This is a genomic window from Paracoccus sp. UBA889 (assembly GCA_002294185.1).
Taxonomy (GTDB): Bacteria; Pseudomonadota; Alphaproteobacteria; order Rhodobacterales; family Rhodobacteraceae; genus Paracoccus.
On record DBFD01000003.1, the window covers coordinates 577 to 10915 of the forward strand.

General features: G+C 67.0%; 8 protein-coding genes. 7 read left to right on the forward strand and 1 reads right to left on the reverse strand.

From position 1 onward, the window contains the following. The first annotated feature begins 395 nt into the window (after window positions 1–395). From B4L36_RS00245 to B4L36_RS00270, 6 genes are all read left to right on the forward strand, one after another. Window positions 396–1433 carry a tyrosine-type recombinase/integrase gene (locus tag B4L36_RS00245; RefSeq protein ID WP_292950684.1) on the forward strand — a complete coding sequence of 346 codons (1038 nt, stop codon included), beginning with the start codon at window positions 396–398 and terminating at the stop codon, window positions 1431–1433. A gap of 223 nt (window positions 1434–1656) precedes the next feature. Then, complete coding sequence (locus tag B4L36_RS00250; RefSeq protein WP_292950686.1) at window positions 1657–2739, forward strand: tricarboxylate transporter; 1083 nt, start codon at window positions 1657–1659, stop codon at window positions 2737–2739. A gap of 79 nt (window positions 2740–2818) precedes the next feature. After that, window positions 2819–4831, forward strand: a complete 2013-nt coding sequence (locus B4L36_RS00255; protein ID WP_292950688.1) for a tripartite tricarboxylate transporter permease — start codon at window positions 2819–2821, stop codon at window positions 4829–4831. Window positions 4832–4841: 10 nt separating this feature from the next. Beyond that, window positions 4842–5936 carry a 4-oxalomesaconate tautomerase gene (locus B4L36_RS00260; protein WP_292950690.1) on the forward strand — a complete coding sequence of 365 codons (1095 nt, stop codon included), beginning with the start codon at window positions 4842–4844 and terminating at the stop codon, window positions 5934–5936. Between the two features lie 2 nt (window positions 5937–5938). Further along, window positions 5939–7615, forward strand: coding sequence for a thiamine pyrophosphate-binding protein (locus B4L36_RS00265; protein WP_292950692.1), 1677 nt, complete (start codon window positions 5939–5941; stop codon window positions 7613–7615). After that, entirely contained in the window at window positions 7612–8604 is a 993-nt protein-coding gene (locus B4L36_RS00270) for an NAD(P)-dependent oxidoreductase (protein ID WP_292950694.1), read from the forward strand. Before B4L36_RS00265 ends, B4L36_RS00270 begins: the two co-directional genes overlap by 4 nt. Here B4L36_RS00270 and B4L36_RS00275 read toward each other — a convergent pair. After that, a complete protein-coding gene (locus B4L36_RS00275) occupies window positions 8570–9505 on the reverse strand; it encodes a LysR family transcriptional regulator (RefSeq protein WP_292950696.1) in 936 nt (311 codons plus the stop codon). The genes B4L36_RS00270 and B4L36_RS00275 overlap by 35 nt on opposite strands. Window positions 9506–9573: 68 nt before the next feature. Here B4L36_RS00275 and B4L36_RS00280 point away from each other — a divergent pair, with 68 nt between their 5' ends. Continuing rightward, window positions 9574–10335 carry a sulfite exporter TauE/SafE family protein gene (locus tag B4L36_RS00280; protein ID WP_292950698.1) on the forward strand — a complete coding sequence of 254 codons (762 nt, stop codon included), beginning with the start codon at window positions 9574–9576 and terminating at the stop codon, window positions 10333–10335. The last annotated feature ends 4 nt before the right edge of the window (window positions 10336–10339 follow it).

The window sequence follows — 10339 nt, forward strand, 5'->3', positions numbered from 1 at the left end:
TGGCCAGGATATGGCCAGGATTGCCGGAAATGGAATAATGATCAATATCTTCCGGAAGATCGCCAGGACGAGAAGCGCCCGAATGATGTGACCGGAGATGGCTCGCCCCCCGGTAACCCCGGTTTTTGCTGATATGTGAGACCGAAAATCCTCCGATCGGCATTGACCGTTGGCACCGGGGCAGATTTCCAGACGCTTTGGATCACGCCGGTCGCGCGGCCGCAAGATTCTGTCTGTTGAGAATCACTCACCCGCTGACAAGAATCAGATAGGATCGGCACGAAAGAAATTGCATGCGGATCGCTTCGGCCCCGACCGAAATTGCCCCGCCGCCCGCGACAGGCCCCCTCATCGCATTCTTGACGCGTCCCATGCGTCACCGCATTCTCGCGTCCATGGATCTGCCTCTCGCGCCCTTCTCGCTGTCTTCCGCCGACGAGGCCGCGCTGGCCGAACTCTATCGTCGCGGCACGCCTGAAAACACGCTGCGCGCCTGGGAACGCGACCTTGCCTATATCGCCGCCTGGAAGCTGGCCCGCTTTGCCGACGACCTGTCCTGGCCCGAGGCCGAGACGGTCGCGCTGCATTTCGTTCTGGATCACGCCGCCAACCTGTCGACGGCACAGGGCCCCGCGCGGCAGGCCGCCGATACGCTGATCGCCGCCGGTCTGCGCCGCAGCCTTGCCTGTCCGGCGCCATCCACGCTGGATCGCCGCATCGCCAGCTGGCGCGCCTTTCACCGGATGAAGAACCTTCCTTCGCCCTTCGACGCGCCGCTGGTCGCGCAGGCGCGCGGCCGCGCCCGCCGCGCCGCTGCCCGGCCCCGTGCGCCCAAGTCGGGAAACCCGATCACCCGCGCCGTGCTGGAGGCAATGCTGGCCAGCTGCGACCACAGCCATCGCGGCATGCGCGACCGTGCCGCGCTGATGCTGGGCTGGGCCTCGGGCGGTCGGAGACGGTCGGAAATCGTGGCGCTGAACCGCGACGACATCGACGATCGCGACTTTCAGGACAAGGCCCTGCTGCGGATCCGCCTTCTGACCACCAAGACCACCGGACCCGAGACCGCCCCTCGCCTGCCCCTGAAGGGCCGCGCGGCCCGCGCCGTCATGGCCTGGATCGCCGCGGCCCGGATCAAGGACGGGCCGCTGTTCCGCCCGGTCAGCCTGGCCGACCGCCCGCTGCTCCGAAGGCTGTCGGCCGACGGTTTCCGGCTGATCGTGCGACACCGGCTGGAACTGGCCGGCTACCCCCCCGATTTCGCCAGCGCCCACGGGTTGCGCGCGGGCTTTCTGACCCAGGCCGCGCTGGAGGGCGCGCCGCTGGTCGCGGCGATGCAATTGTCGCTGCACCGATCGGTCAACCAGGCGCAAAGCTATTACGCCGATGTCGAGATCGCGGACAACCCGGCCACCGATTTGCTGGAGGATTGAGACCGTCCGGGGTGTCCCGGCAGCGTCGCGATCCGCGGCGTCCATCGCCCATCCGCTTGCCGTCCGTCGCGACGCAAGGAATAAGTTTCATGCATCCGACATTTCCTTAATTGCGTTTGAGTTATTGCACGGGCCTTGCCATTCTCGTCAGACCGGGTGCCATGCAGCCGGAAAATCAGCGCGCCGGAGGAGAGAGAGGCGCGCATACCAACGGGAGGAATTCATGAAACGTTCGTTCATTCTGACGGCGATGGCGGCGGCTGCGGTCGCCGCAGCGGCGCAGACCGCCGCCGCGCAATCCTTCGACGGCAAGACGGTCGAATACACCATTCCCTTTTCGGAATCGGGCGGATCGGCGCAATGGGCCAATTTCTACGCGCCGCTCTTGTCCGAGGCGCTGCCCGGCGCGCCGACCGTGGTCGTGCGCTACCGTCCCGGCGCCGGCTCGACCGAGGGCGCGAACTGGTTTCAGGGCCAGCAGGATGAGGGCGACGGGCTGACCATCTTCGGCGATTCGGGATCGACCAAGTTTCCCTATCTTCTGGGCGATCCGCGCGTCCGCTATGAATATCGGGACTGGCAGCCGGTCCTGGCTTCGGCCACCGGCGGCGTGGTCTATCTGCCGCCGGATCTGGGCGAACGGTTCGACGGCGACATGGACGAGTTGAAGGACGAGCCGTATCTGTATGGCAGCCAGGGGGCCACGACGCTGGATCTGGTGCCGCTGCTGGCCTTCAAGATGCTGGGAATGCAGGTCGATCCTGTCTTTGGCGTCGAGGGGCGCGGTGATGGGCGGCTGATGTTCGAACGTGGCGAGGCCAATATCGATTACCAGACCTCGGCGGCCTATCTGGCCAACGTGCAGCCGCTGGTCGATGACGGACTGGCGGTGCCGATCTTTACCTGGGGCGCGCTGGACGAACAGGGCAATATCGTCCGCGACCCGACCTTCCCGGACCTGCCCAGCTTCAAGGAAGTCTGCGAGGCGACGGCGGAATGCGAAACCGAAGGTGTGGCCTGGGACGCCTACAAGGCATTCTTCGTCGCGGGCTTTGCCAACCAGAAAACCATCTTCCTGCCATCCTCGGCCTCGCAGGAGGTGGTCGATACCTATGTCAAGGCGCTGCGCGAAATCACCACTGCCGAAGACTTCAAGGATCGCGCGGTCGAGGTTCTGGGCGCCTATCCGCAGCTTGTGGGCGATGCGGCGGTCGAGGCGACCAAACAGGCCACGTCGATCACGCCTGAAGCCAAGCAATACGTTCTCGACTGGCTGAAAGAGGACTACGACATCACCCTGGAGTGATGGCCGGCGTCTTCTGCCAGCCTGCGCTGCCCGCCGATGGACGGGCGGCGCCGATTTTCCCCAGCAAACGGAGAGCGTCGTGGAGACCTTCCTGCAGGCATTGCCCAGTCTGGGTCAGGCTTTCGCCCTGATCTTCCAACCGATGCAGCTGGTCTATCTTGTCGGAGGCGTTCTGCTGGGCCTCTCGATCGGGGTGCTTCCCGGACTGGGCGGCATCGCCGGGCTCGCGCTGCTGCTGCCCTTCATGTACGGGATGGAACCGGTCTCGGGGCTGGCGCTGATGATCGGGCTGATCGCGGTCATTCCGACCTCGGACACGTTCTCGTCCGTGCTTCTGGGCATACCGGGATCATCCGCCAGCCAGGCGACGGTGCTGGACGGCTTTCCCCTGGCCAAACAGGGTCACGCCGCGCGCGCGCTGTCGGCGGCCTTCGCCTCGTCGCTGTTCGGCGGTCTGTGCGGCGCGATCGTGCTGACCTTCTTCATCCTGATCGCCCGGCCGCTGATCCTTGCATTCGGCCTGCCCGAAATGCTGATGATCACGATCCTCGGCCTGTCGATGGTCGCGATCCTTGCCGGTCGTGTGCCGCTGAAAGGTGTGGTCGCGGCCGGGCTGGGGCTGATGTTCGGCACCATCGGCGCCGCCCCAGCCGGCGGCAGCCTGCGCATGTCCACCTATGACCTGCCCTATCTGGTCGATGGCTTCCAACTGGTGATCGTGGGCCTTGGCATCTATGCGGTGCCCGAGATCGTCTCGCTTCTGCGGCAGGACAGGGCCATCGCCGAGGGCGGGACGCTGGGCGACGGCTGGACGCAGGGCGTGCGCGACTGGTGGACCCATCGCTGGCTGTCGCTGCGCTGCGCGGTGATCGGCGTGATCGTGGGTGTCATTCCCGGTCTGGGCGGATCCGTGGTGGACTGGCTGGCCTACGGATCGGCCGTGCAGACGGCAAAAGACAAGTCGCAGTTCGGCCAGGGCGACATTCGCGGGGTGATCGCGCCCGAAAGCTCGAACAACGCGAAAGAGGGCGGCGGGCTGGTGCCCACGCTGATCTTCGGCATCCCCGGATCGGGGTCGATGGCGATCTTTCTTGGCGGTCTGGCGCTGCTGAACATGACGCCGGGACCGCAGATGGTGCGCAACAATCTGGACATCACCTACACCATCGTCTGGTCGCTGGCGCTGGCCAACGTGATCGGCGCGGGGCTGTGCATCCTGCTGTCCAAATGGATCGCGCGGATGACGACGATCCGCTTTACCATCATCGCGCCCTATCTGTTCACGATCATCGCCTTCGCGGCTTTCCAGTCGCGTCAGTCGGCGCTGGATCTTGCGGCGCTGGTCGGCATCGGCATCCTGGGTATCCTGCTGCGGCGGTTCGACTTTTCGCGGCCGGCCTTCCTCATCGGTTTCGTCCTCAGCAACCAGTCCGAGATCTTCGTCAACCAGGCTTTCCAGATCGCCGGGGCCCGGTTTCGTCGCTCGTCCGAAGCCGGCTGGGATTACCTGCTGTCGCCGATCACGATCACCTTGCTGGTGCTGACAATCGTCTCGGTCATCGTGGGGATCCGGGCGTCCAAGAACATCCGCGAAAATATCGAGGCGCCGACCAGCACCAAGACCGCGCCGCTGATCTTTTTGGGCATCGTCACCGCCTATGTCGCGATCGCGACGCTGGATGCCTGGGGCGTCAGCCGCCTGCAGGACCGGGTCTTTCCGCTGACCATCGGCCTGGTGACGCTGGCGGGCGCGCTGCTGCTGCTGGCCCGGATGGCGATGACGCCCGCGACCGACGATGTCTTCATCGACCTCGAATGCGGGACCGAGGGCGAGGCACCGCACGGCCTGTGGTCGACGCTGACATGGTTCGGGGCATTGGTCGCGATGACCTTCGTGTTCGGGCTGTTCATCGCGCTGGCGATCTTTCTGCTGGCCTTCTTCCGGGTCCGGGGTCGCTTTGGCTGGCCGGGCACGCTGCTGGCCACCGCCATCGGGCTTGCCTTCATCACCGGGCTTGCGGGCTTTCTGGGGCGCGAATTGCCGCCGGGATACCTGCAGACGCTTTCCGACCTTCCCTGGCCCCTGACCTGAGGCACCCCAGATGAGCCAAACCGCGATCCCCTATCATTTCCTGCGCGGCGGCACCTCGCGCGGACCCTATCTTCGCCGCAGCGATCTGCCGCAGGACCAGCAGACGCTGTCGCAGGTGCTGATGGCCATCGTCGGCGCAGGCCATCCGCTGAACATCGACGGCATCGGCGGCGGCAACGCCGTCACCACCAAGGTCGCGATGCTGTCGCCGTCGGAACGCGCCGATTGCGATATCGACTATTACTTCGCGCAGGTCGCCGTCGACCGGCGCGAGGTCGATTACCGCCCGACCTGCGGAAACATCCTCGTGGGCGTCGGTCCCGCCGCGATCGAGATGGGTCTGATCGCGGCGCGGGACGACGAGACGGTCGTGCGCATCCACGCGGTCAATACCGGCGCGGTGGTCGAGGCGCGGATCCAGACGCCGGGCGGTCAGGTCCGATATGGCGGCAGCACCGAAATCGCCGGCGTGCCCGGCAGTGCCGCGCCGATCGCGCTTGGCTTCATGGAAACGGTGGGATCGGTCACCGGCGCCTTGCTGCCCACCGGCAGGCTGCGCGACGTCATCGACGGGATCGAGGTGACCTGCATGGATGTCGCCATGCCGGTGATGATGGCGCGGGCGGCGGATTTCGGCCTGACCGGCCATGAAAGCCAGGCCGAGCTGGACGAAAGGCGCGACTTCTATGACCGGGTGGAGCCGATCCGCCTCAAGGCCGGGCGGATGATGGGCCTTGGCGACGTGTCGCAATCGGTCACGCCCAAGATCACCCTGCTGGCCGCACCGCGCCATGGCGGCACCATCGCCGCGCGCTATTTCATGCCGTGGTCCTGCCATCCCTCGATGGCGGTGACCGGCGCGCAATGCATCGCCGCCTGCGCGATCACGCCCGGCACCGTGGCCGACGGCCTGGTGGATTCGGCCGCGCGGGGGCCATCGCCCGTCAATATCGGCATCGAACACGCCACCGGGACCTTCGATGTGCTGGTCGATTTCCGGCGCGATGGCGATGCGGTCGCGATCCGGTCGGCCGGGGTGGTCCGCACCGCGCGCCTGCTGGCACGGGGCGAGGTCCTGATTCCGGCGACCATCTGGACGCGCTGAGGATGCATCTGTTCGAACATCTGGCCGATTGCTTCGTCGCCGAAGGGGTCGATACCTGCTTTGCGCTGCTGGGCGATGCCAACATGAACTGGGCCACCGCGCTTGCCGGGCGCGGGGTCGCCATGACCTATGTCCGCCACGAACATTGCGCCGTGGCCGCCGCGACCGCCTTTGCGCGCAAGTCCGGCCGGGTCGGTGTCGCGACCGTGACCTGCGGGCCGGGGCTGACGCAGGTCCTGACCGCCCTGCCCGCCGCCGCGCGCGCCCGGCTGCCGCTGGTCATCTTCGCGGGCGAGGCGCCGCTGGGCGCGGCATGGTACAACCAGGCCATCGACCAGGCGCCCTTCATCGCCGCGACCGGGGCCCGCTACCGGGCTCTGCACCACGTCCCGCGCATGGCCGAGGCGATCCGCGACGCTTTTGTCGAGGCGAAAGAGACGCGCGGCCCCGTCGTCCTCGGCGTGCCCTTCGATCTGCAGGCCAGGCAGATCGCGCCGCCGGCATGCCTGCCCCGGCCATCGGCGGAGATCATGCCGCGAACGGGGCCGATTCCCCCCGGCAGCGACGATCTGGATGCGCTGCTGGCGGAAATCGACGCGGCCCGGCGTGTCGTCATCATGGCCGGTCTTGGTGCCGCCGATGCCGATGCCGCCGCATCCTGCCGCGATCTGGGCGACCGGATCGGCGCGCTGATGGCCACGACCCTGCCCGCGCGCGGCCTGTTTCACGGCGATGCCTTCTCGCTGGGCATTGCGGGCGGCTTCTCGACCGCGCTGGCCCGATCGCTGTTTGCCCAGGCCGATCTGGTCCTGGCTTTCGGATGCAGCCTGACCCAGCACAACCTGGACAAGGGCAAGCTGTTCCCCAAGGCCCGCATCGTGCAGATCGACACCGCGCCCCGCGCGGTCAGTCAGGGCATGGTGGCTGCCGAACGGCATCTGCGATCGGATGCGCGGCTGGCGGCGCAGGCGCTGGCGCGCCGCGCCTCGCCACGGCAGGGCTGGCGCAGCGCGGACTTGGCCGATGCCATCGCGACGACGCCGGCCGATACCGCGACATTCCCGGCCCAGCCGGGCCTGCTGGATCCGCGCGATGTGGTCTCGGTGCTGGACAAGGTGTTGCCGATGGACTGGCAGATGGTCAATTCATCGGGCCATTGTTCGTTCTTCTTCGCGCAGATGGATCGGCCCTGGGACCGCTTTCTGACCATCCGCGAATTCGGCGCGATCGGCAACGGCATCGCCTATGCGATGGGCGTTGCCGCCGCGCGGCCGGGCGAAAGGATCGTCCTGTTCGACGGGGACGGATCGGTGCTGATGCACATTCAGGAGTTGGAGACACTCCGCCGCCACGGCCTGGATATCCTGATCTGCGTGCTGAACGACGGTGCCTACGGATCCGAGATCCACAAGCTGCGCCACGAGGGTCTGTCGGATGCCGGCGCGGTCTTCGGCCGGACCGATCTGGCCGCGATCGCGCGCGGTTTCGGCATCGCGGGATACCGTGTCGACGACCTGTCGGCGCTGCCCGGCATCGTCGAGCGGTTTGCCGCCCGGCGCGGACCGATGCTGATCGACGTTCCGGTATCCGACATGGTGGCATCGCCGGTCATCCGGCGCGCCCATCCCGACGGCCATAGCGGAACCGAACACCCTGTCGCGATCGAGGCATTCCTGTGAAGGTCCATATTCTTGACGACTGGTATGACAGCCTGCGCGGCTTGCCCTCGTTCGGGCTGCTGGCCGGCCACGAGGTCACGATCTGGACCGACCGCGCCGCCGATGACGAGGTTCTGGCCCGGCGCCTGTCGGATGCCGATGCGGTCGTGCTGTTTCGCGACCGGACGGCGGTGACCGCCTCTCTGGCCGCCCGGCTGCAGGGCGGTCCCCGGCTGATCGCGATGCGGGGGCAGCATGGCCATGTCGATGCCGATGCGCTGACCCGCGCCGGCATCCTGTTCTGCGCCCGAAAGGCACGCGACGGGGCATCGCGATCCACGGCGGAACTGACCATGGGGCTGGTGATCGCGGGGCTGCGTTATCTGCCCGACCAGATCGCCTCGGCCCGGGCCGGGCATTGGCAGGGCGCCGCGCCGCTGGGCCGCAACGTCGCGGGCCAGAGACTGGGGCTTTACGGCTATGGCGGGATCGCGAAACTGGTTGCGGGCTTTGCCCGCGCAATGGGCATGGAAGTGCGGTTCTGGGCATCCGATCAGGGCCGCGACCGCGCCGCCGCCGATGGCGAGGACCTGCCCGCCACGCGGCGGGATTTTTTCGCGCAATCCGACGTGGTATCGATCCACAAGCGGCTGACGCCCGACACGCGGGCCGAGATCACGCAAGGCGACCTGATGGCGATGCGCCCCGGTTCGCTGCTGATCAACACCTCGCGGGCCGGGCTGATCGCCGAGGGCGCGGTCTTGCAGGCGCTGGAGGCGGGGCGGATCGAACGCGCCGCGCTGGACGTGTTCCCGCAAGAGCCGGTGACCGACCCGGCCGACCCGCTGCTGTCCCATCCCGGCGTCATCCCGACCCCCCATATCGGCTTCATCACCCGCGAGGAACTGGACCGGCAGTTCGGCCAGATCTACGATCTGGTGAACGCCCATGCGCGGGGCGAGCCCTTCGACATGGTCAATCCCGCGGTCTGGACGCGCGATCGGAACTGACATCGACATGGGCCGAAAACCGTTCCAGCATCTCGGCCTTGATCAGGCCCAGCAATTCGCTGGCCTGGCCCGAGATCGGAACCGCGCGCCGCGACACGATGCCCAGCGTGCGCTGCAGCCGGACTCCGTGAAAGGGAAGCGCGACCAGCGAGGCCGGCGCCATGCCGATGGCGCTGCGCGGAAGGATGGTCAGCGCCACGCCCGCATTGACAAGGCGCATTGCCATGGTCGCGTTCTGGACCTCGAAATGCCAGTGCAGGTGGTCGCGCAGATCGCCGAAGGCCGCGTCCAGCAATTGCCGGTTCTTCGATTGCGACCGGATCCTGGCCAGCCTGGGACCGATCAGATCCGGCAGACCGACATGAGGCTTGCCGGCCAGGGGATGATCGTGGCGCACGAACAGGTGGTATTCTTCGTCCACCAAGGGACGAAGCCGCAGGTCGGCCAGTTCGGCCGACATGATGGTCACGCCGAATTCCGCCTCGCCGCTTCTGACCGCCTCGGAAATCTGCGCGACGGGGATGTCCAGCACCTCGAACGAGATTTCGGGCCGGCGCGCCGCCATTCTGTCCAGCACTCCGCCAAGCAGCACATTCGCGATCGAGGGCAGGCAGGCAAAGGCCAGCCGCCTGGCCTTCCGCTGCGCGCCGGTCCGCACGGATTCATAGGTATCCTGCAACGCCTTCAGCAGCGCCCGCGCCTCGGGCAGCAGCCCCTGGCCGATCGCGGTCAGCGACACCTCGCGGCTGGTCCGGATCAGCAGCGCCGCGCCCAGATCCTGTTCGATCTTGCGCAGCCGATGCGACAGCGCCGCCTGACTGAGGCTGAGCGAATCGGCGGCGCGATGGAACGAGCCATGGTCCGCGATCGCCACGAAGGCCTCGAGGCCAAGATAATCCACGCGCATCCTCGCCGCCCCCATCCGGCGGGCTACAGGCTACAACCTGCGCCCACAGGGGCAAGCCCGCGATGATCCCCGCATGGTTCCTGCCCGACGGGATGACCGACATCGTCTTTCTGGTCCTTGTCGCGACCAGCTTCGCGGCTTCGCTGATCACCGTGGCCTTCGGCATCGGCGGCGGCGGCGTCCTGCTGGCGGTGATGGCGATCCTGGTGCCGCCCGCCGCGCTGATCCCGACACATGGCGTGATCCAGATCGGATCGAATCTGGGCCGGGCGCTGATCACGTTCGGCAGGATCTTCTGGCCCGCGATCCCGGCCTTCGCGGCGGGCTCGGTCATCGGCGCGGCGGCGGGAGGTGCCATCGTGGTCAGCCTGCCGCCGGCCTGGGTGCAGATCGGCGTCGGCTGTTTCGTGATCTGGTCGGTGATCGGGCGACCGCCCAGCGGATTGCGCGACTGGCCGCTGCTGGTGGGGGCGGTGTCCAGCTTTCTGACCATGTTCTTCGGGGCGACGGGGCTGTTCGTCGCCACCTATACGAAATCGCATAATCTGCCGCGCCATGCCCATGTCGCCACCCACGCGACGCTGATGACGGTGCAGCACGGCGTCAAGACAATGGCCTTCGGCCTGCTGGGCTTTGCCTTCGCGCATTGGCTGGCCTTTGTCGCGGTGATGATCGCGGCGGGCTTTCTTGGCACGCTGGCGGGAAAGCTGCTGCTGAACCGGATCGATGACCACGGCTTTCGCCGGGCCCTGGACGCGATCCTCATCATTCTGTCGATCCAGCTGATCGTGGCGGGATTGCGAAAGCTGACCTTGTCTGACTGATGCC

What these genes read in the sequence shown, in the direction of transcription:
- B4L36_RS00245 (WP_292950684.1), top strand. Translation starts at nt 396, where the DNA reads ATGGATCTGCCTCTCGCGCCCTTCTCGCTGTCTTCCGCCGACGAGGCC.
- B4L36_RS00265 (WP_292950692.1), top strand. Translation starts at nt 5,939, where the DNA reads ATGCATCTGTTCGAACATCTGGCCGATTGCTTCGTCGCCGAAGGGGTC.
- B4L36_RS00280 (WP_292950698.1), top strand. Translation starts at nt 9,574, where the DNA reads ATGATCCCCGCATGGTTCCTGCCCGACGGGATGACCGACATCGTCTTT.
- B4L36_RS00260 (WP_292950690.1), top strand. Translation starts at nt 4,842, where the DNA reads ATGAGCCAAACCGCGATCCCCTATCATTTCCTGCGCGGCGGCACCTCG.
- B4L36_RS00250 (WP_292950686.1), top strand. Translation starts at nt 1,657, where the DNA reads ATGAAACGTTCGTTCATTCTGACGGCGATGGCGGCGGCTGCGGTCGCC.